At 68.7% G+C, this 27,000-nt stretch carries 22 protein-coding genes; 1 reads left to right on the forward strand and 21 read right to left on the reverse strand.

Translation table 11 applies throughout. The features are described 5' to 3' along the window. Positions 1–216 precede the first annotated feature (216 nt). From dnaE to HMPREF9056_RS02490, 13 genes are all read right to left on the reverse strand, one after another. Positions 217–3,810 (reverse strand): DNA polymerase III subunit alpha, encoded by a 3,594-nt coding sequence (gene dnaE, locus HMPREF9056_RS02430; RefSeq protein WP_009402421.1) that lies wholly within the window; start codon positions 3,808–3,810, stop codon positions 217–219. Positions 3,811–3,982: 172 nt separating this feature from the next. Then, entirely contained in the window at positions 3,983–4,951 is a 969-nt protein-coding gene (locus HMPREF9056_RS02435; RefSeq protein ID WP_009402422.1) for a ketopantoate reductase family protein, read from the reverse strand. A 96-nt stretch (positions 4,952–5,047) separates the two neighbouring features. Beyond that, complete coding sequence (locus HMPREF9056_RS02440) at positions 5,048–5,992, reverse strand: RluA family pseudouridine synthase (protein ID WP_009402424.1); 945 nt, start codon at positions 5,990–5,992, stop codon at positions 5,048–5,050. Continuing rightward, a complete protein-coding gene (lspA, locus tag HMPREF9056_RS02445) occupies positions 5,989–6,765 on the reverse strand; it encodes a signal peptidase II (protein ID WP_034513473.1) in 777 nt (258 codons plus the stop codon). The genes HMPREF9056_RS02440 and lspA overlap by 4 nt, the downstream gene beginning before the upstream one ends. 231 nt (positions 6,766–6,996) lie before the next feature. Next, positions 6,997–7,602 (reverse strand): DivIVA domain-containing protein, encoded by a 606-nt coding sequence (locus tag HMPREF9056_RS02450; RefSeq protein WP_009402428.1) that lies wholly within the window; start codon positions 7,600–7,602, stop codon positions 6,997–6,999. A 165-nt stretch (positions 7,603–7,767) separates the two neighbouring features. Continuing rightward, positions 7,768–8,064, reverse strand: coding sequence for a YggT family protein (locus HMPREF9056_RS02455; RefSeq protein ID WP_009402433.1), 297 nt, complete (start codon positions 8,062–8,064; stop codon positions 7,768–7,770). Between the two features lie 6 nt (positions 8,065–8,070). Continuing rightward, a complete protein-coding gene (locus tag HMPREF9056_RS02460; protein WP_009402434.1) occupies positions 8,071–8,535 on the reverse strand; it encodes a cell division protein SepF in 465 nt (154 codons plus the stop codon). Positions 8,536–8,687: 152 nt separating this feature from the next. Then, on the reverse strand, positions 8,688–9,524 hold the full coding sequence (locus HMPREF9056_RS02465; protein ID WP_087942165.1) for a polyphenol oxidase family protein: 837 nt from the start codon (positions 9,522–9,524) through the stop codon (positions 8,688–8,690). Positions 9,525–9,556: 32 nt separating this feature from the next. Further along, positions 9,557–10,927: a cell division protein FtsZ gene (gene ftsZ, locus HMPREF9056_RS02470; RefSeq protein WP_009402437.1), complete on the reverse strand. Its 1,371-nt coding sequence runs from the start codon at positions 10,925–10,927 to the stop codon at positions 9,557–9,559. Between the two features lie 252 nt (positions 10,928–11,179). After that, a complete protein-coding gene (locus HMPREF9056_RS02475) occupies positions 11,180–12,007 on the reverse strand; it encodes a cell division protein FtsQ/DivIB (protein WP_009402438.1) in 828 nt (275 codons plus the stop codon). A 404-nt stretch (positions 12,008–12,411) separates the two neighbouring features. After that, positions 12,412–13,989, reverse strand: a complete 1,578-nt coding sequence (murC, locus tag HMPREF9056_RS02480) for a UDP-N-acetylmuramate--L-alanine ligase (RefSeq protein ID WP_009402440.1) — start codon at positions 13,987–13,989, stop codon at positions 12,412–12,414. Continuing rightward, positions 13,986–15,236, reverse strand: a complete 1,251-nt coding sequence (locus HMPREF9056_RS02485) for a glycosyltransferase (RefSeq protein ID WP_009402443.1) — start codon at positions 15,234–15,236, stop codon at positions 13,986–13,988. Before HMPREF9056_RS02485 ends, murC begins: the two co-directional genes overlap by 4 nt. Then, complete coding sequence (locus tag HMPREF9056_RS02490) at positions 15,220–16,392, reverse strand: FtsW/RodA/SpoVE family cell cycle protein (RefSeq protein WP_009402445.1); 1,173 nt, start codon at positions 16,390–16,392, stop codon at positions 15,220–15,222. Before HMPREF9056_RS02490 ends, HMPREF9056_RS02485 begins: the two co-directional genes overlap by 17 nt. Positions 16,393–16,639: 247 nt before the next feature. On the opposite strand from HMPREF9056_RS02490, the gene HMPREF9056_RS14305 reads away from it, so the two are divergent. Further along, positions 16,640–16,861: a hypothetical protein gene (locus HMPREF9056_RS14305; RefSeq protein ID WP_034513474.1), complete on the forward strand. Its 222-nt coding sequence runs from the start codon at positions 16,640–16,642 to the stop codon at positions 16,859–16,861. A gap of 28 nt (positions 16,862–16,889) precedes the next feature. On the opposite strand, the gene murD is transcribed toward HMPREF9056_RS14305, so the two are convergent. The 8 genes from murD to mraZ all read right to left on the reverse strand — a co-directional run bounded on the left by murD (position 16,890) and on the right by mraZ (position 27,000). After that, positions 16,890–18,434 carry a UDP-N-acetylmuramoyl-L-alanine--D-glutamate ligase gene (gene murD / locus HMPREF9056_RS02500; protein WP_009402448.1) on the reverse strand — a complete coding sequence of 515 codons (1,545 nt, stop codon included), beginning with the start codon at positions 18,432–18,434 and terminating at the stop codon, positions 16,890–16,892. Between the two features lie 162 nt (positions 18,435–18,596). After that, the gene (gene mraY, locus HMPREF9056_RS02505; RefSeq protein WP_009402450.1) at positions 18,597–19,697 is read right to left on the reverse strand and encodes a phospho-N-acetylmuramoyl-pentapeptide-transferase; all 1,101 of its coding nucleotides are present in this window, start codon (positions 19,695–19,697) and stop codon (positions 18,597–18,599) included. Next, complete coding sequence (gene murF, locus HMPREF9056_RS02510; RefSeq protein WP_009402452.1) at positions 19,694–21,154, reverse strand: UDP-N-acetylmuramoyl-tripeptide--D-alanyl-D-alanine ligase; 1,461 nt, start codon at positions 21,152–21,154, stop codon at positions 19,694–19,696. The genes mraY and murF overlap by 4 nt, the downstream gene beginning before the upstream one ends. After that, complete coding sequence (locus HMPREF9056_RS02515) at positions 21,139–22,725, reverse strand: UDP-N-acetylmuramoyl-L-alanyl-D-glutamate--2,6-diaminopimelate ligase (protein ID WP_009402457.1); 1,587 nt, start codon at positions 22,723–22,725, stop codon at positions 21,139–21,141. Before HMPREF9056_RS02515 ends, murF begins: the two co-directional genes overlap by 16 nt. Positions 22,726–22,841: 116 nt before the next feature. Continuing rightward, complete coding sequence (locus HMPREF9056_RS02520; protein WP_009402460.1) at positions 22,842–24,641, reverse strand: penicillin-binding protein 2; 1,800 nt, start codon at positions 24,639–24,641, stop codon at positions 22,842–22,844. 6 nt (positions 24,642–24,647) lie between these two features. Beyond that, positions 24,648–25,121, reverse strand: a complete 474-nt coding sequence (locus tag HMPREF9056_RS02525; protein ID WP_009402466.1) for a hypothetical protein — start codon at positions 25,119–25,121, stop codon at positions 24,648–24,650. Between the two features lie 101 nt (positions 25,122–25,222). Further along, the gene (gene rsmH, locus HMPREF9056_RS02530) at positions 25,223–26,329 is read right to left on the reverse strand and encodes a 16S rRNA (cytosine(1402)-N(4))-methyltransferase RsmH (RefSeq protein WP_009402474.1); all 1,107 of its coding nucleotides are present in this window, start codon (positions 26,327–26,329) and stop codon (positions 25,223–25,225) included. 239 nt (positions 26,330–26,568) lie between these two features. Then, entirely contained in the window at positions 26,569–27,000 is a 432-nt protein-coding gene (mraZ, locus tag HMPREF9056_RS02535) for a division/cell wall cluster transcriptional repressor MraZ (protein ID WP_009402477.1), read from the reverse strand.

Genomic DNA, 27,000 nt, shown 5'->3' on the forward strand with positions numbered 1-27,000 from the left:
GGGGAAATAGCAACGGAAGATCCACCTCGACCTCCCTGGGAGCAGGCTTGAACTCATTCCGACCTGCCATATGACCCGCCTTCGTCGGGAGACAACCCGATCACGAGCACGACGTCGTTACACCCTGAAAGCGGTTTGTGTGAGTTCGGCTGCATCAGGGGATGCCACCGGCATGCCGTTGTCATATGGCCAGTGCCGGCGCGCGGTGACGCGCAGTCAGTGGCGCAGGCAGCCCGGTCCCAGCAGCGCCTTGATATCGGAGTAGAAGGCCGGCGAGGCCTCCACCCGCAGTGAGGCGTCCAACTGGGTGCGTACCTCGCGCCCCGGGCTGGTGAGCGTCAGACGCACCGTCGATCCTCCCGGGTGCTTGGTGAGCACGTCCTTGAACTGCTCCACCAGCGGCCCGGTGCACCGGTTGGTGGGCAGCGTGATAAGGACGGCCTCGTGCGCGGCGCTGGAGATGTCCGGAATCGTCATCTCCTGGGCATAGAGAGCGACCTGGCCGTCACGTCGGTTGAGACGTCCCCGCACCGTGACCACCGTGTCCGGGGCCAGCATGGTGGAGACGGTCTGATAGGTCTGGGGGAAGAAGAGCACCTCGATGCTTCCGGCCAGGTCCTCGATCTGGGCGATGGCCCACAGGTTGCCCTGCTTGGTGGTCTTGCGGGTCAGGGAGGTGATGAGGCCGGCGATGGACACCATGGCGCCATCGGGCAGCTCGTCGTTCTCGTGGAGCTCGGAGATCTCCTTGTCGGCGAGCTTGCCGAGCAGCCCCTCCAGGCCCATGAGGGGATGATCGGACACGTAGAGTCCCAGCATATCGCGCTCATAGGCGAGCTTGTCCTTCTTGTCCCACTCGGGGAGGTTGGGGACGTCGGAGGAGAAGACCGGCCCGTTGCCGAAGGGCGAGCTGTCCTCGCCGTCGGAACCGCCCGTGAGGGAGGCGAACAGATCGAACTGGCCGGCGGCCTCGTTGCGCTTGACGCCGATGACCTCGTCGACGAAGTCCTCGTGGCAGGCCTGCAGGGAACGCCGGGTGTGCCCCAGGGAGTCGAAGGCGCCTGCCTTGATGAGGGAGTCGATGGTGCGCTTGTTGCACACGACGGCGGGCACCTTGTCGAGGAAGTCCTCGAAGGAGGTGAACTCACCCTTCTCCCGACGGGCGGCGACGATCGCGTCGACGACGTTGATGCCGACGTTGCGCACCGCGGACAGTCCGAAGCGCACGTCCTCGTCGACCGCGGAGAACTGGGCTCGTGAGGCGTTGACGTCCGGGGGCAGCACGGTGATGCCCATGTGGCGGCACTCCCCCAGGTAGACCGCCAGCTTGTCCTTGTTGTCCTTCTGACTGGTGAGCAGCGCCGCCATGTACTCGGTGGGATAGTGCGCCTTGAGGTAGGCCGTCCAGTAGGACACGACCCCGTAGGCCGCCGAGTGGGCCTTGTTGAAGGCGTACTTCGCGAAGGGGACCACGACGTCCCACAGCGTCTTGACGCTCTCCTTGGAGAAGCCGGCCTGGACCATTCCGGCCTCGAACTCGACGAACATCTTGGCCAGGATGTCCATCTTCTTCTTACCCATGGCCTTGCGCAGCGCGTCGGCCTTGCCCATGGAGAAGCCCGCCAGGTCGGTGGCGATCTTCATGACCTGCTCCTGGTACACGATCAGGCCGTGCGTGGTCCCCAGGATCGGCTCGAGGGCCTCCTTGAGCTCGGGATGGATCGGGACGACCTCCTGCAGGCCGTTCTTGCGCAGCGCGTAGTTGGTGTGAGACTCCGCCCCCATGGGACCGGGCCGGTAAAGGGCACCGACGGCGGAGATATCCTCGAAGTTGTCGGGCTTCATCAGGCGCAGCAGGGTGCGCATCCCGCCGCCGTCGAGCTGGAAGACGCCCAGGGTCTCGCCGCGTGAGAGCAGCTCGTAGGTACCGCGGTCGTCGAGCTCGACGTGGTCGATGTCCAGGGCGGGCTTGCCGTTGGCGACGATGTTGTCCAGGGCGTCGGAGATGACCGTGAGGTTGCGCAGTCCCAGGAAGTCCATCTTGAGCAGGCCCAGGTGCTCGCAGGTGGGGTAGTCGAACTGGGTGATGACGGCGCCGTCCTGGAGGCGCTGCATCATGGGGATGATGTCGGTCAGCGTCGCCGAGGACATGATGACGGCGCAGGCGTGGACGCCCCACTGGCGGGTCATGCCCTCCAGCCCCTTGGCCAGGTCGACGATCTTCTGGGCGTCGGGATCCTCGGCATGGAGCTTGCGGAACTCCTCGGCCTCCCCATAGCGCTCGTCGTCGGGGTTGAAGATGCCCTTGATGGAGATGTCCTTGCCCTGGACCGAAGGGGGCATGGCCTTGGTGAGGCGGTCACCGACGGCGTAGGGGTAGCCCATGACGCGGCTGGAGTCCTTCAGGGACTGCTTGGCCTTGATGACGCCGTAGGTGACGACCTGGCTGATGCGGTCGGCGCCGTACTTCTCACGTACGTACTCGATGACCTCATCACGCCGGCGCTCGTCGAAGTCGACGTCGATATCGGGCATGGAGATGCGCTCAGGATTGAGGAAACGCTCGAAAATGAGCCCGTGACGCAGAGGATTGAGCTCGGTGATACCCATGGCGTAGGCCACCATGGAACCGGCCCCCGAGCCGCGTCCGGGCCCCACACGGATGCCGTGAGCCTTGGCCCAGTTGATGTAGTCGGCCACGACCAGGAAGTAGCCGGGGAATCCCATCTGGGTGATGACGCTGATCTCGTACTCGGCCTGCTTGCGGCAGTCCTCAGGGATGTCACCGTTGAAGCGGCGGTCCATGCCGCGCCAGCATTCCTTGATGAACCAGGACTCATCGGTCTCACCCTCGGGGACGGGGAAGGCCGGCATGAAGGAGGCCCCCTCGTCCACGGTGCGGAAGTGCACGTCGCACTGCTCGGCCACGAGCAGGGTGTTGTCGCAGGCGTGGGGCATCTCGGAGAAGAGGCGGCGCATCTCGGCGCCTGGGCGCAGGTAGTAGGTGTCGCCGTCGAACCTGAAGCGGTCGGGGTCGGAGAGCACGGAGCCGGAGTTGATGCACAGCATCGCGTCCTGGATGGTGCGGTCCTCAGGACGCACGTAGTGGGAGTCGTTGGTGGCCAGAAGCGGGGCTCCGATCTCCTGGGCCAGGCGCAGCAGGTCCTTGGTGACGCGTTGCTCGATCTCCAGGCCGTGGTCCATGAGCTCGACGTAGAAGAACTCCTTGCCGAAGATGTCCTGAAGCTCCCCGGCGGCGCGCAGGGCCTCGTCCCACTGTCCCAGGCGCAGGCGGGTCTGGACCTCCGACGACGGGCAGCCGGTGGTACCGATGAGGCCGCCCCCGTAGCGGGAGAGCAGCTCACGGTCGATACGTGGCGCCTTGCCCCACTGCCCCTCCAGAGAGGCGAAGGAGTCCATGCGCATGAGGTTGTGCAGGCCCTCGTTGTTGCGTGAGAGCAGCGTCATGTGCGTGTAGGAGCCACGGGCGGAGACGTCATCGCCCCTCTGGGACTCATCGCCCCAGAAGATGCGGGTCTTGTCGAAGCGCGAGGTGCCGGGGGTCATGTAGGCCTCGACGCCGATGATCGGCTTGATACCGACGGCCTTGGCGGCGGCGTAGAACTCGTAGGCGCCGAACATGTAGCCGTGATCCGTGATCGCCAGGGCGGGCTGGCCCAGACGCTTGGCCTCGGCCACGTAGTCCTTGACCTTCCCGGCACCGTCCAGCATGGAATAGTCGGTGTGGACGTGGAGGTGGACGAAGTCGTCCCTGGTGGCTGCATCTTCCCGACCGCTCGTCTCCGCCATGAACCCATCCTAGGCCCGTGGGATGCTTCACCCCAGGAAGGAGGTCAGTGGCGGTGTCGCCGGGAATCCGTTGCCACAGCAGGGCATTCCCGATTGCTCGGAGACATGTGTGTGAGAATTCCGCTCCCGGTGGACGTCGGCGACCGGCCTGCCGTCCGGGACCGGGTCGCCGTCAGCCCCGTGCTCGGGCGGCGGCCTCCCTCGGGGCCAGGACAGCGTGGGCGAGGTCGAGCACCGGCGTGGGTACGCCCCTCTCGTCCCCGACTCGGCACACGGAGCCGAGCTGGGCGTCGAGCTCGCTGGGCTCACCGGCGGCGATGTCGCGCTGCATCGAGGTGGTGGCACCGGCGGGCTGAGCATCGGCCAGGGTCAGGACGGCGGCGACCGGGTCGGGGGCGTTGCGGGTGGCCAGGTCGTGCCCCAGTGCCGCGGCGACGGCGACGACCTCGCGCACCGCCTCGGTGAAGCCGTCACGCAGGTCACTGCGCAGGACGCCGATGGGAGCGTTCGCGGCGGCACCGAGGGCGCCCTGGACGACGACGAAGGAGACCTTGCGCCACAGCTCGGCCCAGATCGAGTCGGGCACCCAGGCACGGATGCCGGCCGCCTCCAGGGCTTCCACGGCGACGGCGCTGCGAGCGGAGGCGCTGCCGTCCCACTCCCCCAGGGCCAGGGATCCGGTGCTGCCGATGGTGCCGACGGTTCCCGGAGAGACGATGGCGGAGTATACCCGGACCACACCGGGCAGGACGTGCTCCTCCCCGACGGCGGCGGCGAGCAGAGCGGGCGCGCTGATTCCGTTCTGTGTGGAGACGACACCGGTGCCGGGGCCGGTCAGGCGTCTGAGCACGGGCGTCAGCCCGAACAGCGCGTCGACCTTGGTGGTCACCAGGACCAGGTCCGGGTACCCGCCCATGGCGCTGACGAGGGTGTCCGGGTCCTCACCGACCAGTGGATGCTCGACACGAGCCGTCACAGTGCCGGCTCCACCACCGGAGCGGTCGCGCAGCGTCAGCCCACCGGTACGCAGAGCCTGAAGGGTGCGGCCACGGACAAGGAACCCGACGTGCTGGCCGCTCGCGGCCAACCGGGTTCCGAGCCATCCTCCGATTCCGCCGGCACCGATGACGACGATCCGCATGCGTGTCTCCTCTCGTGAACTGCACATCCACCCGAGCGCGGTCTCGACAGCGGGCCGGAAAGGGTTCCGTCGCCGTCAGCACCTGTCATAGGCGCTCTACTCCCGGCCGTCATGATGATGCCCCGGCAGGCGCATGACATCGAGCGCGTGGACGAGGTCGGCGGGGTAGTCGGAGGTGAAGACCATGTGCTCACCGGTGATGGGGTGGGCGATACCGAGCCGGCGGGCATGAAGCCACTGACGGACGAGTCCGGTGCGCGCCGTCATGACAGGGTCGGCGCCGTAGGTGGCATCTCCGACACAGGGGTGGCCGACCGCGGCCATGTGGACACGGATCTGGTGGGTGCGTCCGGTCTCCAGGTGGACCTCGGCCAGGCAGGCACCGGGCATCGCCTCGATGACGTCGTAGTGGGTGACGGACTCACGACCACCCTCGACGATCGCCATCTTCCACTCCCTGCTGGGATGACGGCCGATGGGGGCGTCGATCGTGCCGTGGGAGGGATCGAGGTGGCCCTGAACCAGGGCGTGGTAGACCTTGTCCACCATGTGCTCGCGGAAGGCACGTTTGAGGACCGAGTAGGCGCGCTCGCCCTTGGCCACGATCATGACGCCAGAGGTCCCCACATCCAGGCGCGAGACGATGCCCTGGCGCTCGGCGGCCCCGGAGGTGGCCACCCGGACGTGCATCGCCTTGAGGGCTCCCAGCACGTCGGGGCCGTCCCAGCCCATGGAGGGGTGGGCGGCCACACCCGCCGGCTTGTCGACGACGACGATGTCCTCGTCCTCGTAGAGCAGTGCCATTCCCTTGACGGGGGTGGCAACGGGCTCGACGGGACGCGGGTCGGGCAGATCGACCTCGAGGAGATCACCGGCGTGGAGACGATCGGACTTGGTCAGTGCCTCTACGTTCCGGCGGACATCGCCATGGGCGCACAGGTCGCCGACCCGGCTGCGGGACAAGCCCGTCATACGGGCCAGGGCTGTATCGACGCGTTCGCCGTCGAATCCGTCGGGGACGGGCAGGAGACGCAGGCTCATTCCGGCTCCACGGGTGCTGCCGGTACGGAGGAGGTAGGGGAGTCGGCAGCGGTGTTACGCCGGCGCCTCCCAGTGCTGCCCGACGTGCGAGCCGATGCCGCCGACTTGCTGGACCGCTGAGACTCCGAGGGACTTTGCCGGGATCCGGCGCGCGTGCCGTCGATCTCCCAGCCTCCCAGGGACAGGATGATGATTCCCGCGGCAGCGAGCACGATCGCAATGTCTGCGACGTTGCCCACGAAGTAGCCGCCGTAGTCGATGAAGTCGATGACGTGACCGCGCAGGAACCCGGGCTCCCGCAGGAGGCGGTCGATGAGGTTGCCCACCGCACCGCCGAGCACCAGGCCAAGGGCGACCGCCCACGAGCGAGACACCAGGTTTCGGGAGACACGGATGATGATTATCACCACGAGGAAGGCGATGAGCGCGAAGATCCAGGTCTGCCCGGTGGCGAAGGAGAAGGCCGCACCGGGGTTGCGCACCAGCACCAGCCCCAGAGCCCGACCGAGCAGGGCCGTGTGCCGTCCGTCGGCCAGGGCGGCGAGCGCCCACTGCTTGGTGATCTGGTCGACGACGATGACGACGACCGCAACCGCCCACAGCACGGTGACCGGAACGCGCCTGGATCGGCGGATGCCTCCGTCCCCGCCTTCCTGCGGTCCGAGGGCCTCTTCCATCGTGCTGAAGGGGCTGTTCGTAGCGGAAGAGGCACTGTTGTCTGCGTTGTCTGCGGTCTCCTTCATGGAGGGGGCAGGATCGACGTGGTCTGGCATAAGGCTTTCTCGCATTGCGCACAGAAGAGATCAGATGACGGGTAAGGGTACGCGCACTGAGTGAAGGGCGGCGACCCGCGCGGGTCGCCGCCCTTCGTAGGAGGCCGTGTCAGAGACGACTGGAGGGGCCCAGCCATCCTCAGCGGATGACAACCATCTCGATGGGGCTCCGTGGGACGGTCCCTGAGGTGTTCACGGGATGACGCCGGGAGGCGATCCCGGTCCGGAAGGTCACAGACCGGAGATGGAGCTCTCGCCGCCGTCCTCGACGTTGGTCAGCAGGTTCTGCAGGTAACTCTTGAGGCGAGTGCGGTAGTCGGACTCGAAGCGCCGCAGCTCGTCGATCTTTTGCTCGAGGGCGGAACGCTCCTTCTCCAGCTGGGCGAGGGTGCGGTTGCGCTGGTCCTCTGCCTCACGCACGATCTGCTCACCGGTGGAGCGGGCCTCGGTGACGATGCGCTCACCCTCGGCCTTGCCGTTGGCGACGTGCTCGTCGTGGAGGCGCTGGGCCAGCTCGAGCATGCCGGAGGCAGCGGCCGGCCCCTGGCCACCGGACTCGCCGGAGACGGCGGGAACGGACACGGCCGGCTCGGCCTGGACCGGAGAGACGGGCGAGGCGGGAGCGGCGGGGATGGCAGCCCCCTCACCGAGCTGCGCTACTCGGCGGTTGGCGGCCTCGAGCTTGGCCTTGAGGTCGGCGTTCTCAGCCTCCAGCTGACGCATTGCCTCGACTACCTCGTCGAGGAACTCGTCGACCTCGTCCTGCTCGTAGCCCTCACGGAACTTGGTCGCCTGGAACTTTTTGTTGAGGACGTCGTCTGCTGTCAGCAGCGTCATGGGTCGTCACCTCGGTGTCGTTACGGATAAGGTCACGAGCACCGGGCATCCGGTCACTCATGCGGACAGAGTACCTGAACTCGAGGTTCAGGCCACATCAAGCGCGCTATCTCACGCTGACGTGAGGACAGCACTCTAGCGGTTCACTCACGACTTGACACCTGGTCAGGTGAGAAGTCGGAGGAACCACTGAAGGATCAAGATCCCGAAGACCAGGACCAGGAAACTCAGATCGATGCCGACCCCTCCCAGGCGTGCCATGGGAACCTTCTGACGGATCAGTCGCAGAGGCGGATCCGTCAGGGCGTACACGAGGTTGGCCAGTACCAGGACGAGTCCCTGAGGACGCCACTGGCGGGCGAATACCTGAACCCAGTCGAGCACGACCCTGACCAGGAGGACGAGGAAGTACAGGCTCAGAATGCTCGACAGGATCCAGGCCAGCACCGAGACAATGCTCACGTGCCGTCAACTCTGGTTGAAGAACCGGCCGTGAGCCTCAGCGACCTCACCGCCATCGATCTCGACGCTGGCGGGAGTCAGCAGGAACACGCGCGGGGTGACACGCTCGATCGCGCCGTGCAGGCCGAAGACCAGACCGGCGGAGAAGTCCACCATGCGACGCGCGTCCGACTCGCTCATGCCGGTGAGGTTGATGATGACGGGAACACCGTCACGAAAGGACTCGCCGATGATCCTGGCCTCGTTGTAGGTCGAGGGGTGCACCGTGACGATGCGGCGAAGGTCCGGGGCGGCGGCGACGGGCTCGGGCTCGACCGGGGCGGAGAAGTCCTCGTAGCCCTCGTCGACGAAGTCCGACTCGTGCTCCTGCACGGCGTAACCGGCGTCGACAGCCTCGTAGCTGTCCTCGTAGGTCTCCTCCTCCGGCTCCGAGTAGCCGAGGAAACTGGTCATACTGCGCAGCGCGCCCATCTATCGCTCCTTGGTTCGTCCGGTCCCCTGCGTTCCGGATGTGCTGCGACCGTATCCGTCCCCACAACACCGCACGGGGACCTCAACTCGGCGTGTCCCTAACCTCAGGTTCCAGGTAGGTCACGCTCAGAAAGTATTCAGTCACCTGAGCTTCAGCGTGGAAGCACGACGCCCGCCAACCGCCCGGTCACCCCGTCCCGTCGGAAGGAGTAGAAGCGCGAGTCCTCGTAGGTGCACCACCGACCGGCGCTGACGTGTCCGACCCCGACCCGTTCGAGCTGGGCGAGGACACCTGCAGCCACGTCAAGGCCCGGAGTGCCCCACGACGTGCGTGAGGCGCAGGCGGGTTCGCGCTGCGCGGACAGCGTGCGCATATGATCAGGGACCTCGTAGCAGGAGCCGCAGATCGACGGTCCAACAGCGGCCCAGAGATCAGCCGGGTCCACCCCACTGCGCTGAAGGGACTCGATCGTGGCGGTGACGACGCCGTCAAGCATGCCGCGGCGACCGGCATGGACGGCCGCCGTCAGCGAACCGTCCCGGGAGGCCAGCAGGAGGGGAACGCAGTCGGCCACAAGAACGCAGCAGCCTGCGGGGGCGCCGGGCACTCGGGAATCCAGGACGAGTGCGTCCGCGGTGGGCACAGACTCGACCCGGGCCTCGGCCACGACGGCGGAGTGGACCTGGTTCATCCAGGCCAGGTGCTGGCCTGGCTCGAGATTGAGGAGCTCCTCGAGCCGGCGGCGGTGATGATGAACACGTTGTGGGTCGTCCCCGACATGAAGCGCCAGGTTCCACCCGCTGTAGTCGCCTCCTTCACCACCACTGCTGACCGGATCGGCACCGCTGCCCTGAGGCTGCGTGACGTCGACGCTCCCGGCGGGGACGGGACGGGCCCGCAGGCCACGGGTGGTGAAGTACCCGTGGGCCCCCGGGCCCAGGTCCGCCTCGATCAGGTCTGTGACCTGATCGTTGCTCATGTCATACATGCTTGAGCGACTCCGACACCATTCAGGGGTGCTCAGCGCAGGAAGTCGGGCAGGTCGATCCCGTCGTCGTCGGCGTCGACCCCGATGACCTGGGGAACCTCGAGCTCCGAGACCGACTGCTGCTGGGCAGGGACCGAGCCGTAGGACCCGTAGGAGTCGTCCACGTAGGCGGGCATGCTGCCTGACGACAAGGCCTCGGCCGCGCTCACCTCGGACAGGTGGGCCGCCGTGGCCGGCGACGACGGCGGAGGAGCCAGCGGGACGGGGCGGGTCACAGGGTTCTGCGCGGCATGGGCACCGCCACGAGGAGCGGGAGCCGGCGGCAGGTCCTCGGCCGGGGATGAGGGAACCGGTGGGACGGCGGCCGTTCGCGACAGCCTGGTCAGCGGGTCGGACAGGCCGCCGACCACGGGCTCGGAGTCGAAGCCTGCGGCGATGACCGTCACCCGCACCTCGTCGCCCAGGGCGCCGTCGACGACGTTTCCGACGATGATGTTCGCCTCGGGGTGGACGGCCTCCCGCACGAGGTTGGCCGCCTCGTTCATCTCGAACAGACCCAGGTCGGAGCCGCCCTGGAAGAAGAGCAGCACACCGTGGGCGCCGTCGATCGAGGTCTCCAGCAGCGGCGAGGCGATGGCCTCCTCAGTGGCGGTGATCGCACGGCCCTCACCGGTGGCCGAACCGATACCCATGAGGGCGCTGCCGGCCCCTTGCATGACGGACTTGACGTCGTTGAAGTCGACGTTGATGAGGCCGGGAGTGGTGATGAGCTCGGTGATGCCCTGGACACCCTGAAGAAGAACCTGGTCCGCCTGCTTGAAGGCGTCCACGACGGAGATGTTCTTGTCAGCGATCTGCAGGAGGCGGTCGTTGGGGATGACGATGAGGGTGTCGACTTCCTCGCGCAGCGCCTGGACACCGTCCTCGGCCTGGGCCGAACGGCGGCGCCCCTCGAAGGAGAAGGGACGGGTCACCACACCGATGGTCAGCGCGCCGATGCTCTTGGCCAGGCGGGCGACGACGGGAGCGGCTCCGGTACCCGTACCACCCCCCTCTCCGGCGGTGACGAAGACCATGTCCGATCCGTCGAGGGCCTCACGGATCTCCGCCTCATGATCCTCGGCCGCCTTACGGCCGATGGCCGGGTCGGCCCCCGCCCCCAGCCCACGGGTCAGGTCCCGTCCGACATCAAGCTTGACGTCGGCATCAGACATGAGTAGCGCCTGGGCGTCAGTGTTGACGGCGATGAACTCGACGCCACGCAGATCGGCCTCGATCATGCGGTTGACGGCGTTGACGCCGCCGCCACCGACGCCGACGACCTTGATCTCTGCCTGGTAGTGCTGTGAGTCGTCCACAGCCATGCTCTCGACCACTGGCGTCCCCTCCGCAAGTTTCGTCATGAGCCCTCTGACGAGGACTCCCCTCAAACCTCAACCTCAAGTTAAGGTCAATACTTATGTCATTCTCTGAATGACTGGCTTAACGCTATGAGACTTCCCGGACGTCGCGACGCATTGAAGCCCGGCGTGTTCGCGTGCAGTTGCCTGCGGATTTCCTGCTATATCACTGCAATTCACCTGTAACGAACCTGAAGGTGCGGCGTGCGTGTCCTCACGCCTGCACCTGAGTGCCCGGTGGCACGGCCGCATCACTCAGGAGGCCTGCGAGGGAGTCGCAGGTGCGGCCGTGGCACCATCGGCGGATCGTGTGGTGGGGCGATGGGGCGAGGAGACGTCGTAGATGGAGGCGCTGCTGGTCAGGAGGGTTGCCAGCACCCGTGCCTTGAGCTCGTTGTCCTGGGTGTCTCCCCAGACCACGCTGGCTCCGTTGGACAGGGTGAGCGTGACCTGTCCGGCCTCGGTGGCGCTCCCGCTGGTCACCTGGGCCAGGGTCTGCGGCGTGAGGGCGCCCGCCACCTGGGTGACGGCCGCCACCTGCTTGGCCGAGATCGTCTGAGGCCCGGTCGCCCCATCGGCCCCATCGGGCATGATGGTCACCAGTCCCGAGGGCGCCTCAACGACCCGTTCGAGGACCACGGCCTCGTTGTCGAGGACCTGGTAGCCGTCCGGGCCCTGAACAGTGGCCACCGGGACCCGCATCGTCAGCTGCACCCGTAGTCCCTGGGGCCAGGCCCTGGTCACCTGCGCCTGACGCACCCGATTCAGACTGTCACTCACCCGGGTTGAGAGACGGCCGGTATCGAGCCGTAGCAGCGAGTCGCCCGCGTAGGAGGCCAGGACGTCACGGACCTGCTTGTCCGAGACACTGCCGTCCGATCCGACGACGGTGATCTTCTGCGTCCGCAGGCCCAGGAGAGGTGAGAAGACCAGGGCCCAGGTGGTCACAAAGATGACGAGCACGATGATGGCAGCTGTCACCATCCTGCGCAGACGCAGTCGGCGCGAGGCCTGCTGGCGCTCCTTGAGACGGTCGGCGAGCCCGGTGGAGACGACCCGGTCGTCCCCCTTGGGAAGAGCCACCTGTCGCCGGCCGAATACCGTCAGCTCGGTGCCGGGCGCGCTCTGGCTGGTGGTCGCCTCAGGGCTCCGGCTCGGCTTGGACGAGCCGTCACCGGTCTGCTTCCCGGAGATGGCGGAGCGTGAGCCGCCCTTGGAGGAGGCAGTTCTCGCATCACCTCCGGGAGAGCGCGTTGCGGTACCGGCACCCGGCGCTCGAGGTCGCCGGGCCGGACCGACTTCCGGTGGTTCAGCCCCCCGCTGAGTCTGCGTGCTCTGCTGGGAGCGCCTCGTGTCACTCTGCCCGGCCCCTTCCTGCCCTGAGCGAGCAGGACGTGCACGCCGGTTGCCTGAACGGCGCGGAGGAATGCTGGCCGGACGTCCCTCAGAACGGCTGGACGGCTCGGGGCGTGGCGCCGAGGGCTTCCTCATGCGTGCCCGCCTCGCTGCGCGAGCGAACCAGGTGCACCACCCTCGCGGGTCGATAGGTCGGACAGCACGGTGGTGGCGAGCTCGGTGACATCACCGGCTCCGACCGTCAGCAGCAGGTCGCCGGGACGGGCCTGTGCAGCCAGCGTGTGGGCGGCGTCCTGCCGGTCGGCGACGAAGACGGCCCTGTCGCCGGGGACCCGCTGAGCAACCGTCTCCCCGGTGATGTCGGGGAAGTCCGCCTGGTTCTCCCTGGCGGGGTAGACGTCTGCAACGACGACGACGTCGGCCAGGGCCAGCGCCTGCCCGAAACGGTCGGCGAAGGTCCTGGTGCGAGAGAACAGGTGCGGTTGGAAGAGCACCAGGACCCGGCCTCTGCGCTCCTGGGCGACCTCGCGCGCAGTGTGCAGCAGCGCCTCGATCTCGGTGGGGTGGTGGGCGTAGTCATCGATGACGCGGACGCCGTGGGCCTGGCCGCGGTCCTCGAACCGCCGCCCGGTACCTCCGAAGGAGCCCAGAGCACGGGCCATCTCAGCCGGTTCGACACCGACCTCGATGCCCGCTGCCCAGGCGCCGGCGGCGTCGAGAGCCACGTGGTCCCCGGGCACGGCCAGCACCAGCTCGACCTGGCTCTGAGCCGGTGCCCCCGCGGCCACGCCGCCGCTCTGTTCCCGGTCTGCCGCCCTGGTCAGGGTCAGCAGCGCACGGGTGGAGCTGGCTCCGCGCTCCCGGATGTTCAGGTGGACGTGCCCCTCCCCCACCAACCTCCCACCAGGCAGGGTGTCGGGGCGGTCGAAGGAGTAAGTGACCACCCGCAGCCCCTCAGCGGCGGCCGACTGCGCCAGGCGCAGTGAACCGGGGTCGGCGGCACAGGCGACCAGGAGCCCCCCGGGGACCAGGCGGTGGGCGAAGTCGACGAAGGCCGCCTCGAAGGCCTCGGTGGTGCCGTAGGTGTCGAGGTGATCGGGCTCGACGTTGGTGACGATCTCCACGCGGGGCGTGTAGTTGAGGAAGGAGCGGTCGGACTCGTCCGCCTCAGCCACCAGGGTCGAGCCGCTCCCCAGGTGGGCCCCGGTGCCCAGGGCCCGCACGACCCCGCCAATGGCGAAGGAGGGATCGGCCCCGGCGTCCGTGAGGGCCTCGGCGAGCATGCCCGAGGTCGTCGTCTTGCCGTGCGCGCCGGCCACGGCGACGAAGTCCAGCCCCTGGGCGGCCAGTGCGAGGGCCTGGGAGCGGTGGATGACCTCCTGGCCCCGGCGGCGTGCCTCGGCGAGCTCGGGATTGGTCTCCTTGATCGCGGTGGAGACCACCACCGTGCTCTGCTCGGGAACGTGCGCGGCCTCATGACCCAGGTGGGTCGTGATACCCAGGTCGGCCAGGTGGTCGAAAGCCGGGCCGCCGTGGGCGTCGGAGCCAGAGACCCCGGCGCCGCGAGCGGCCAGCAGCTGGGCGACAACGCTCATTCCCGCTCCCCCGATGCCGATGAGGTGGAACGTCCTACCGGCCAGCGTGCGGCGGTCGGCGCCGGTCTGCTGAGTACCGGCGTGGGGGGTGGGCTGGTGTGTCGTGGCGGTCATGCCGCGTTCTCCTCGTCCGTGGGAGTGTGATTCGTGGAGGCGCACTGCTGGATGAGTGCGGCCAGGCGGGCCGCCGCGTCCTGGACACCGGTGGAGGCCGCGGCCCGGGCCATGGCGCACTGGCGCTCGGGGTCGGAGATGAGCACCGTGAAGTCGAGGATGTCGGAGGGCTTGAGATCTGCGTCGAGCACCATGCGACCGCCTCCTGAGGCCAGGACATCGGCGGCGTTGAGACGCTGCTCCCCGTTACCGATGGGCAGGGGGACGTAGAGCGCCGGCAGTCCCAGGGCGGTGATCTCCGCGACGGTGCCGGCACCGGAGCGGCACAGGACCCCGTCGGCGCAGGCGTAGGCCTGCTCCATGGTGGTCAGGTAGTCCAGCACGTGGTAGCGCTCGGTGAGGTCCTCCGGTGCGCCGGCGTCCACCGCCGCCTCGAGGGCGGCGCGCACGGGGGCGTCCTTGTCCTTGCCGGTCAGGTGCAGCACCTGCAGACCGGCGGGCAGTGAGCCGAGCGACTCGCTGAGGACCTCGTTGAGGTGCTGGGCTCCCAGAGAGCCGCCCGTCACCAGGAGCGTGGGCATCTCAGGGTCGAGCCCCAGCGACTGGGCACCGTCGACGCGGGCGCACTGAGCCCCCTCGGTGGTGGAGCGCTGCGTCACCAGGGTGGCGATGGCCGGGCGTAGGGGCAGCCCGGTGACCTCGGTACGTCCCTTGGAGGCCTTGAGACGGGTGGAGGCAAAGGTCAGTGCGACCGCGTGGGCCCAGGACGCCCCCAGCCGGTTGGCCAGACCCGGGCGGGCGTTCTGCTCGTGGATGACGACTGGTACGCCTGCCTTTCGGGCGGCGAGGTAGGCGGGGGTGGAGACGTAGCCGCCGAAGCCGACGACGACGTCGGCCTCGACCGCCTCGATGGCCTCGGTGGCTGCGCTGATCGCCTTGCCCAGCCGGTGTGGCAGGCGCAGCAGGTCCCCACTGGGGCGCCGGGGCAGGGGGACCCGGGGAACGAGGGCCAGCTCGAAGCCGGCCTCGGGCACCAGACGGTTCTCCAGTCCCTCGGCGGTGCCCAGGACAAGGATCCGCGTCCCTGGGTCGCCGCCGAGGGCCGGGTCCTGCAGGGCTGCGGCCGTGGCCAGCAGCGGGTTGACGTGGCCGGCGGTACCGCCACCGGCCAGCAGCACCCGCAGCGGCTGGGCGCGCTCGGGCTGTGCCCCCTGGGGCGAGCCTGCGCTCTCACTTGTCTCGGGCACGGTTCCTCCTTGGGACGATGACTGCCAGGGAACGACGCAGCGCCCCGGGACTCGTGGACAGGGCCTCCTGCGCGCCGGGTTCGTGACGGGCGAATGCGAGAAGCACTCCAATGGCCAGGAGGACCGAGACCAGCGCGGTTCCTCCACGGCTGACGAGGGGTAGTGGGACGCCCAGCACCGGCAGGGCTCCAGTGACGACGCCCATGTTGATGATCGCCTGCCCCACGATCCATGCACCGATGGCCGAGGTCGTGGCCGTGACGTAGGTGGAGGTGTGGCGTCTCATGAGGCGCAGGCAGCAGGCGCCGATAGTGGCGAACAGGGTCATGACGACAAGGGTGCCCACCAGCCCGAACTCCTCACCGAGCACGGCGAAGATGTAGTCGGAGTCGGCCTGGGTGAGGTAGCCCCACTTCTGGCGTGAGGATCCGGGGCCCACGCCGAACCAGCCGCCGGTCCCCAGCGCCCACATGCCGTGCTTGGGCTGGTAACCCACACCAGTGGGATCGGCGCCCTCGGGGTGGATCCAGGCGATGATGCGCGCGCGCCGGTTGGCGCTGAGCATGGAGGCTGCGGCGAACAGGACCACGCCGCCGACCCCCAGAAGAGCAAACCAGCGCTTCCGCATCCCCCCCACCCACAGGGCGCCGGCGACGATGAGGACCAGGATGATAACCGTTCCCAGGTCCTGTCCCCCGAAGACGGCGAGGATCGCGATGGCGACGCCGCCCCAGCCCGCCTTCCACGACCGGTCCCGCCGCTTGGCCGTGTACCAGGTCACCAGTGTGCCCAGGACCAGGGCGAGGGCCACCTTGATGAACTCCGAGGGCTGGGCCGTGCCGACCCCGGGCACCATGATCCAGTTGCGGTTGCCGTAGACGTTGACACCGATGGGGGTGAAGACCAGGCACTGCATGGCGATCGTCAGCCCCAGAACCACCCAGGCCATTCGGGGGAACCAGGACAGTGGCATGCGGGAGATCCCGACCATGCCCAGGGTTCCTACGACGGCGAAGATGAGGTACTTGGCGAAATCGGTGAAGGCGTTGCCCCCGTTGGCGGCTACAGTCACGGACTGCACGGAGAAGACCATGATGAGTCCGAAGGTCTCCAGCACCAGGGCGGAGATGAGCAGGCAGTAGTACGTCAGTGTCACCTGCTCCGAGCTCTGAGCAGACTTGGTCGCGTCATTCGACCGGCGCTCACGAGGTCCCTGTGAAGCACCATGCGGCGTGGTGTCCGCGGCACCGTCCCAGGGACGCGACAGGCGCTCACCCCAGTGCGCCAGGCGCGTGCGCCAGGAGGCGCGCAGGTGACCGATCCGGTCCCTGGTCCGGGAACCGACACCGCTCGACGGCGTCCTCGATGAGGCCCCTGAAGATGCCTGGGACGAGGAGCTGCCCGTGCTCCGCCTCGGCGAACCCGATGACTGCCGGGACGTGGCCGAGCGCGGACCGGGCTGCTGGCCGGGACGTGACGACTTCTTCTGCTTCCTGGGCTGCTTGGACGCACCGGCCGAGGTCCCCCGGGCCGTGGTCCCGTCCGGCCTGCGATCGTCCCGAGACCTTTCTGAGACGCGATCCGGCACTGTCGAGGATCCTGACGAGGAGGACGTCGACGGGTGAGGAGCGGTGGCCGAGGTGAACCTCGTCTTCACAGCTGCTCCTGAGCACCGGGGGCATCCGCGGACCGGGTGCTGTTCCGCCTGGTGTGGGCCTGGGCCGCGGCGGCGAACAGGTCGCCGCGCTGGGCGTAGGAGCTGAACTGGTCCCAGGAGGCGCAGGCCGGAGCCAGTATGACGGTGTCACCGCTGCGGGCCATGGCGCCGGCGGCCTCCACGGCTGCGGCACTGATGTCCTCGGGTGATGCGTCGCTGACCCGGGCGACCGGCAGTCCCGGCGCCTCCTGCGCCAGGGCGGCCAGGATGTCGCTCTGGTCCTTGCCGATGACGACAGCGCCGCGCAGATGGGGCCGCACCACGCGCACGAGGTCGAAGAACTCAGCGCCCTTGGTGTCCCCACCGCAGATCCAGACACCGGTTCCCCGGGGCAAGGAGGTCAGCGCGGCCTCAGCGGAGTGGGGGTTGGTGGCCTTGGAGTCATCGACCCAGGTGACGCCATCGGCCTCGGCCACAGTGACGATCCGATGGGCTCCGGGACTGTAGGCGCGCAGGCCAGCCACCACCGCCTCGGCATCGACCCCGGCCGCTCGCGCCAAGGCGGCGGCGGCCAGAGCGTCGGCGAGAAGGTGCGAGGGAAGGTTCTCGGTGCGTCCCCCCGGCGCCAGGTGCGCCAGGTCGGCGGAGGTAGCGAGCTCAATACCGCTGGAGCGCCGCTCGGCGTGGAAGGCGCGGTCCACCAGCAGGTCCTCGACCATGCCGACCTGCCCGAGCCCCGGCGTGGTCAGGGTGAAGCCGACGGCCCGGCAGCCCTCGACGACGTCGGCCTGACGGACCATGTCCTGGGTGGCATCGTCGGCAACGTTGTAGACGGCGGCGAGCCGGGTTCGGGAGTAGACACGGGCCTTGTCCGCGGCGTAGGCCTCCCGGCCCCCGTGCCAGTCGAGGTGGTCGGCGGCCAAGTTGAGGCAGGCCGAGGCCAAGGGCGAGAGGGTCCGGGTGGTGTGGAGCTGGAAGCTGGACAGCTCCACGGCAAGGGCGTCGGCACTGCCGGCCAGGACCGCCTCGATGGCGGGGGTGCCGATGTTGCCGACGGCAGGGGCCGTGAGCCCTTGGGCCTCGAGAATGGCTGAGAGCATGCCGACCGTGGTGGTCTTGCCGTCCGTGCCGGTGAGCGTCAGCCAGGGGACGTCCGGGCGGCGGGAGTCCTGCTGGAGCCTCCATGCCAGCTCGATCTCGCTCCAGGTCTCGATGCCTGCCGCCGCGGCGGTGCGCAGGACCGGGCCGGTGGCCGGGACTCCTGGTGAGACGATCAGAAGCCGCGCCGGTGACTGAGCCAGAGCGGCCGCTGTGGCGTCGCCGTCGGCGACAGTGGCCGAGACCACGGAGGTGCCCAGTGCCTCGATGGAGGCCTCGCGGCTGTCGAAGACGTGGGTGCGGGCTCCCAGCGTGGCCAGGGCGTCGACGACGGCGCGTCCGGTGCGCCCGAGGCCGACAACGGCCACGTGGGCGCCGTCGAGCTGGTCGCGCAGGGCGCCGGCGGAGGCGGTGAGGGTGCCAGGAGCGGAGGAACCGGACATCCTCGTCGGTCCGGCACTGATGGCCGGCTCACCGGGGACTTCAGTCAGACTGGTCACGGTGCGGGTTCACGCTCCTGGTTCTTCACTGCTCCTCACCGGGACCGCCGGTGGGAGGACTCTGCATCGATGGTTCGTCGGTCCGTGGGGCCCGGGCGCCCCGGCTCACCCGAAGATGAGCTGGCGCAGGTACTCGGCGTAGAAGAGTCCCAGTCCTGCGATGACGCACAGGCCGGCGATGATCCAGAAGCGGATCACCACGTTGACCTCGGTCCATCCTCCCAGTTCGAAGTGGTGATGCAGTGGAGCCATGCGGAAGACACGTCGACCTGTCGACTTGAATGAGACGATCTGGATGATGTCGCTCATGACCTCGGCCAGGAAGAGCCCGCCCAGGATGACGGCGAGGAACTCGGTGCGGGTCAGGATCGACAGCCCTGCAACGGCCCCGCCCAGGGCCAGGGAGCCGGTGTCTCCCATGAAGATCTTGGCCGGTGAGGCGTTCCACCACAGGAACCCGAAGCAGGCCCCCATGAGGGCGGCGGCGATCATGGCGAGGTCACGTGGATCCCTGACCTGGTAGCAGGTGGTGGGGACCATGCTCTCGTGGCCGTAGTTGCAGGACTGGTTGGTCTGCCACACACCGATGAGCGTGTAGGCGCCGAAGACCATGGCCGAGGCACCGGCCGCCAGTCCGTCGAGACCGTCGGTGAGGTTGACGGCGTTGGACCAGGCGGTGATGAGGAAATTCGCCCACAGGATGAACAGGATGAGCCCGACAATGCTGCCGGCGAAGGCCAGGTTGACCGCCGAGTCCCGGGCGAAGGAGATCCGGGTGGAGCCGGGGGTGAGCCCGTTGCGGTCGGCGAAGTGTAGGGCCGCCACCGAGAAGCCGATGCCGATGAGCGCCTGTCCCACGATCTTCTGCCAGGCCCGCAGCCCCAGGGAGCGCTGCTTGGAGATCTTCTCGAAGTCGTCCAGGAAGCCGATGAGCCCGAGCCCGACGACGAGGAACAGCAGCAGGACCCCGGAGGCGCGCGGTGTGCGCAGCTGGGTGAGATTGGCCAGGGTGTATCCCAGGACGGTGGAGATGATGATGACGAGGCCGCCCATGGTCGGCGTGCCGCGCTTGGTGAAGTGTCCCTGGGGGCCGTCCTGACGGATGAACTGTCCGTACTCCTTGGCATGGAGATAGCGGATAAGTAGCGGGGTTCCCAGCAGAGTGCCCACCAGTCCGACAACGCCGGAGATGAGGATGGCGGTCATCGGGAACGAACCTCCTTGAGGTGGTCGGCCAGGCGCCAGGCGCCGGATCCGTTGGAGCCCTTGACCAGGACGGCGTCACCGTCGGACAGGAGGGCGTCGATCTGGGAGATGGCGGCCGCGGCATCGTCGAAGCCGACGACCTCGACCCCTCGCGCCCCGGCTGCGTCGAGTGCCTCCTGGGTGGAGCCGATGCCGATGAGCATAGCGGCTCCGGCTTCGGCCGCTAGCTCCCCGGTGCGCGCGTGATCGGCGGCGGAGGACTCCCCGAGCTCGAGCATCTCGGAAACCACGACGACACGACGACGGCCCCCGGCCAGAGCCGGCAGAGCTGCCAATGCAGCCGTCATGGAGTCGATGTTGGCGTTGTAGGAGTCGTCGATGAGGAGAAGATCACCACTGAGCTCTGAGACGTCCATGCGGTGGGGGCTCTCGATGCTCACCGAACCGAGGCGCTCGGCGATGAGCTCGGGCTCCAGACCCGCGGCCAGGGCGAGGCCCGCGGCGGCCAGGGCGTTGGCCACGTTGTGTGCACCAGCCACGGCCAGCTGGACGCGCCTGGGCCCGTCCAGGCCGGGCAGATGAAGATCGAAGGCCGAGCGGGCGGCCTCGTCAAGGACGATTCGCTCGGCCCGCAGGTCGGCGGGGCCGCCCTGGGCGGAGAAGGTGAGGACCTGAGCCGGGGCGAGGCCTGCCATGGCTGCGGCGCGGGCGTCGTCGGCATTGAGGATGGCGACGCCCTCTGGCAGCAGGCCGGCGATGATCTCCGCCTTGGCAGCGGCGACGCCTTCGATGGATCCGAAACCGCCCATATGGGCATGGCCGATCATGAGGACACCGGCCACGTCCAGGGGCGCGATATCAGTGAGGTAGGTGATGTGGCCAGGGCCGGAGGCGCCCATCTCCAGAACGAGGTAGCGGGTGGACTCGTCGGCCTCCAGGACAGTCAGCGGCAGGCCGATCTCGTTGTTGAAGCTGGCCCTTGGGGCGACGGTGGGACCGGAGGCGGCCAGGAGCTGGCGGGTGAGGTCCTTGGTGGTGGTCTTGCCCACCGAGCCGGTCATCGCCACCACGGTGAGCCGCTCGCCGCGATCGGCTGCGGTCCGGCGCAGGCCAGCCAGGTGGGTGCGGGCCAGCGCACCGAGGGCCGTCACGGTGTCCTCCACGAGGACGAGCCCCATGGACGGGTCCTCGGTCTCCCCCCGCTCCCCCTGAATCAGCCCGCTCCGGGCGGCCTCCAGGTCGGAGACGATGGCTCCGACGGCGCCCAGAGCGCCAGCGGAGCCCAGGTGGGCATGGCCATCGGTGCGTTCGCCGTGGACGGCGACGAACAGGGCACCTTCGGTGGCCAGGCGGGAGTCGGTGACGACGGGGCCGGTGACGGGGGCGTCCGGGCCGATGAGCCTGCCGCCGACGGCGGCTGCGATCTGACTCAGGCTGAGGTTCATCCCCGTCCCCATTTCTCCTCGACGGCCTCAGCCATGACAGGGGCATCGTTGTAGCGGATGAACTCGCCGGCCATCTCCAGGAAGGGCTCGTGGCCCTTGCCGGTGACGATGACCGTGTCGTCGGGTCCGCACAGCTCGACGCCCCGGCGCACGGCGTCGCCGCGCCAGGTGGTGACCTCCTCGACATCCTCCAGGCCCGGGCGCACGGTGCGTATCCCGTCCAGGATGGCGTTGCGGATGAGCCGGGGGTCCTCGCTGCGGGGGTTCTCGTCGGTGACCACCAGGACGTCGGCCAGACGGGCGCACACCTCCCCCAGCATGGGTCGTTTGCCCTGGTCGCGGTCGCCGTCGGAGCCGAAGACCACGATGAGGCGGCCCGGGGTGATGGGACGCACGGCCTTGAGGGCCAGATCCATGGCCTCGGGGGTGTGCGCGAAGTCGACGATGCACAGACCGCGTCGACCGTCGCGTTGGCTGATGCGCTGCATGCGCCCCGGGATGTTGTGGGCCCCGGCCAGGGCGGCGGTGGCCGTGGCGGCGGGGACGCCCGCTCGTATGGCCATGACCAGGGCAAGGGCGGCGTTCTGGACGTTGACGAGTCCGGGTAGGGGGCAGGAGGCCTCGATCTGCTCGCCGTCGGGCCCGTGGAGGGTGAAGGTGGTGGCGGAGTCGGTCAGGGAGACCGCGGCGTCGCTGACCCACCAGTCGGCGGGGACGTCGCCGGGGTAGGCGCGCACGCGGTCGACCTCGATGGGGGCCTGGGCGGCGAGGGCGGCGCCCCACTGGTCGTCGACGCAGATGACGCCGCGGCGGGCGTGCTCGGGGGTGAACAGCCGCGCCTTGGCCTCCAGGTAGCCCTCCATGGTCTTGTGGAAGTCGAGGTGGTCCCGCTGAAGGTTGGTGAAGCCGGCGACGTCGACGACGACGCCGTCGAGCCGGTGCAGGACGATGGCATGGCTGGAGGCCTCCAGAGAGGCGGCGCCGACCCTGTCCTCGACGGCCAGGGCCATCATCCGCTGCAGGACGGGGGCCTCGACGGTGGTGCGCGGGGACTCCACGGAGCGCTCCCCCACGCGCAGCTCAACGGTCCCGGCCACCATGCAGCCGCCGACGTGGGCCGACAGGATCGCGTCGAGGAAGTAGGAGGTGGTCGTCTTGCCGTTGGTACCGGTGACGGCCGTGGTGACCAGGCCGCGTGCCGGGTGATGGTAGACCTCGGCGCTCAGGGGGCCGACGACGGCGCGGGGGTCATCGTGGACAAGGACCGGAGTGCCGGGGGCGACCTCGTGGGCGATGAGGGCGCCGTCGGCGTCTGTGAGGACCGCGACGGCACCGGAGCCGACGGCTTCGTCGGAGAAGCGGGCGCCGTGGGCGGTGAAGCCGGGCAAGCCCACGAAGAGCTCGCCCGGGGCGGTGTCACCGGAGTCGACACTGACCCCCAGGATGCTCAGGTCGTTGAGGGCGGCGGCGTCATCAGCTGAGGCGGGAGCCAGGGAGAAGCGCTCACACAGAGTGCTGATGGGGATGGGACCATTGGAGCCCGGCCGTAGGGCGGCGGCCGACTCGTAGGCGTGGTTGCTCATAGTTCCTCAATCTATCGCGACCTTCGGCTGTCGATCTTCCACAAGAACCCCTACGGGTCACTTCGCCGGGGTGCTGGTGGTCACGCTCATCTACCTCATGGGGTTCATAGGGCACCTCATTGGCTCGCGTCCCGCTCGCCGCCGGCCCCGTCCCGGGCGGCCTGGGCGGCGACGACGTTCGGGTCCGGGGCGATGTTGAACGCCTGCATGGCGGCCAGCGCCACCTCCCGGAAGACAGGAGCGGCGACGGTGCCTCCGAAAATGCCCTCGGGGCGGTTGACGATGACGGCGATGGCCAGCACCGGGTCACGCGCGGGGAGGAAGCCGACGAAGGAGGCCACGGTGGAGTCGTCCGTGAGGATCTCGGTGGTTCCGGTCTTGCCGGCCACCAGGTAGCCGTTGATGGAGGCGGACTCGGCGGTACCGCCCTCCTGAGTGACACCGATGAGCATCTCGGTGAGGGTCTTGGCAGTGGCCTCGGAGATGACCCGCACCCCCTCAGGGCGGGTCTGGGGGGTCTCCTTGCCGTCGGCATCGATCCAGGCATCGATGACGCGCGGAGCCACGCGCACGCCCTTGTTGGCGACGGTGGCCAGCACCTGGAGGGACTGAAGAGTGGTTCCGGCCACGCCCTGACCGAACATCGTGGTGTAGCGGGTGCGGTCGTCCCAGGAGCTCGGAGGATAGATGATCCCCTCGGACTCGGCAGGCATCTCGATGCCAGTGGCCTCGCCCCAGCCGAAGCGCTTCATGTAGTTGTAGCGGACGTCGTCGGAGACCTTCTGCCCGATCTGGACGGTGCCGACGTTGGAGGACTCGGCCAGGATCCCGGCGGTGGTCATCGACTGGGTCTCGTGCTCGTGGGAGTCCTTGAAGGTCTGTCCGCTGTCCGAGCTCCAGGTGTAGGGGATGGTCCAGGTGTCCTCGGGCTTGACCGCCCCCTCCTCCAGGGCGGTGGCGAAGGTGACGACCTTGCCGACGCTTCCGGGCTCGAAGACGGCCTGGACGCTGCGTGCGGTGCGGTTCTCCTCGGAGGTGGCCGAGGGATCAGAGGGGTCGACGGAGTTGGAGTCGGCCAGGACGACGACCTTGCCGGTGCTCGGCTCCATGGCCATGACGATGCCCCAGTCGGCGTGCTGGGCGGCCACCGTGCGGTCGATGGTCTCCTGAGCGATGGACTGCAGATCCGGGTTGAGGGTGGTGCGCACGGTGGCACCGGGCCTGGCGGGCTTGTCCTCCTGCTCCCCGGTGGGAATGATGACGCCGCTGCGCCCGATCTCCTCACTGCCCTTGCCGTCGACCCCGGTGAGGAGCTTGTTCTGGGTGAGCTCCAGCCCGGCGGCCCCGATGAGCTCGCGATTGTGCTCCCCCTCGCGGGTGAAGCCCAGGACGTTGCCTGCCACGGTCCCGGCCGGGTAGGTGCGCCGGGTGCGTTGATCGGGCTCAACCCCGGGGATGTCCAGGGCCTTGATCTTGCGCCACGTATCGGGGGCAACCTCCTGGGCGATGACCTCGTAGGTTCGCTCGCCCACGAGCTTGGCCCCGAGCTCGAGGGGGTTGACGTCGAGGATCGGGGCGAGCTGTGCGGCCACCGCTGCGGCCCCGTAGCCGACGACGGCCTTCTCGTTGACGCCGGTGGACTCGTTGAGGCGCATCTCAGTGCGCTCGTACTGGGCGATGAGGGGCTGGTTGACACCGATGTCGTAGCTGATCGCCGACGAGGCCAGGACCGTACCATCCCGTCCGGTGATGTCACCTCGGGGGGCCCGGTTGACCCAGGACACCGTGCGCTCGGCCTTGGCCTTGGCGGCCAGATCCGGCCCATCCACCACCTGGACGTAGACGGTGCGCCCCGCCAGGGCCGTGAAGAGCAGCAGCCCTCCGGCCTGGAGCGCCTGACGACGCGAGGGATTCACCGGCGCCTACTTCCCGACCTGGCCGGCCTTGGGAGCCTGGGCGGGGGTGCCCTCGGTGAGCTGCCCCTTGTCGACGTCGACGACGCCGGGAGCGGCGGCGGGCACCATGCCGAGCTCCTTGGCCCGGTTGGCCAGGGCGTCGGGCGCCGAGGCCTCCTGCACCTGGGTGCGCAGGGTCTCGACGTGGTCGTTGGCGACGTTGAGCTCGACCTGCTTCTCCTTCATCCGGTAGGCGGTGTCGGCCATCTTGGCGTTGAGGAGCATCGAGGCAATGAGGGCGCCGGCCAGCACCATGATGATGAGCGTGAGAAAGGGCAGGGAGGACGACGTCGCCCGGGAGGCCCCGCTGATGACGCGCAGCTGGGGACGGGTGACGGTACCGGCCTCGGTGCGTCCCTGGCTGCCGGAGGAACCACTTGCCTGGGCGGTGCGCCGCGTTGCGGTCGGGCGGGTGACTCGAGCAGTGGCGGTGGCGCTCATCGATATGCCTTCCCTGTGTGGTGTGTCTGGACTGATGGATGACTGGTGAGGACGTGGTGCGTGGCCGGCTGAACGACCGGTAGTGACTGTCTCTAGACGGTCTACGTCGTCCGGTGCCGGCCGGATCGGTGTCCGCCTCTGCGGCCCAAGCCGCCTGGGGACGGATGCTCCTCCGGAGCGGGGGCCTGGCCGGCTGGGCGCAGGCGGGCGACCGCGCGCAGCCGTACCGGGGCAGAGCGGGGGTTGTGCTCGAGCTCGCGGGCATCGGCCTTCTCTGCGCCGCTGGTTATCAGCTCGAGGTAAGGACGGTCCGCCTCGGGAACGACCGGGAGGCCCTGCGGCGCCCGGGAGGTGGCCCCGTGGTTCAGCGCCCGTTTGACGATGCGGTCCTCCAGCGACTGGTAGGACTCCACTACGAGGCGACCCCCGACCCTCAGACTGTTGAGGGCCCGCGGAACGGCCCGCTCCAGGACGTCGAGCTCGGCGTTGACGGCGATACGCAGCGCCTGGAAGGTTCGTTTGGCCGGGTGCCCGCCGCTGCGGCGTGCCGGCGCGGGTACTGCCTGACGGACGAGCTCGGCCAGGTCCTGGGTGCTGCTCGCCGGCTCACCGGCCTCACGACGGCGCACGATGGCGGTGGCGATGCGTGAGGCGAAGCGCTCCTCACCGTAGGTGCGCAGGATGCGGGTGAGCTCGGCACTGTCAGCGCTTTCCAGCAGGTCCTGCGCGGTGGGCCCCGAGCTCTGGTCCATACGCATGTCGAGCGGTGCGGGGCGGGCGTAGGAGAAGCCCCGCGAGGCCTCGTCGAGCTGCAGGGAGGAGACCCCCAGGTCCATGAGGACGGCGTCCACCGTTCCCTCGGCACTGACGGAGTGATCACGGGCAACCCGGTCCACGGCGTCGTAGGTGGCCTGGACCGCGACGAAGCGGTCACCGAAGCGCTCCAGGCGCGCTGAGGCCAGGGTGATCGCCTCGGGATCGCGGTCGATCCCCACCACCGTCAGGTACGGGAAGCGCTCGAGCGCCGCCTCGGTGTGGCCCCCCATGCCCAGGGTGCAGTCGATCATGACCGGACCGGCGGCGCTGCCCCGCGAGGTGTCCTCAGCGGCTCTTTCGATCGCGGGTGCGAGCAGGTCCAGGCAGCGCTGGAGGAGAACCGGCTCGTGCCGACCGGCGGCGTCGGTGGCCTGCGCCTGCGGGCTGGTCATGCGGCGCCCTCCTTTCTGGTACTGCCTCGGTTCAAGGACCTGCGGCGGCCATCTCACCAGGACTCCTCCCGTGGTTCCGGCGCCGGGGAAGAGGCGTCGGACGCGACATCGGGCGGAGACCTCATGAGATGGCGCACCGGTGCCTTGATGGCACTTGTCTGCGGTCCGCGGTGGTGTGTCGGTGTTCTGCTCGGTATGGAGTTGTCGGCCGCCGTGCGGAACCGGCAACCGGCTCCGGCTCAGAAGAAGCCGGGGATGATCTCCTCGGCCGTGTCGGCGAAGACCTGCTCTTGGGTAGCCAGGTAGGTGCTCCAGGACTCGGCGTCCCAGATCTCCACCCGGGCTCCGGCCCCGATCACGGCCAGGTCCTTCTTCAGGCCCGCGTAGGCCCTCAGTGGTGCCGGCAGCGTGATGCGCCCCTGCTTGTCCGGGATCTGGGAGTCCGCCCCCGAGAGCATGACGCGCACGTAGTCACGCGCCTGCTTCTGGGCGAGGGGGGCCTCACGCAGCTGGGCGTACATGCGCTCGAACTCGGCGGCTGTGAAGGCGTACAGGCAGTGCTCCTGACCTCGGGTCAGAACCACGCCCCCCGCCAGCTCCTCACGGAACTTCGCCGGGAGGATGAGGCGGCCCTTCTCGTCCAGCTTGGGTGCATGCGTCCCCAGGAACAT

This window comes from Actinomyces sp. oral taxon 170 str. F0386 (genome assembly GCF_000195595.1).
GTDB lineage: Bacteria > Actinomycetota > Actinomycetes > Actinomycetales > Actinomycetaceae > Actinomyces.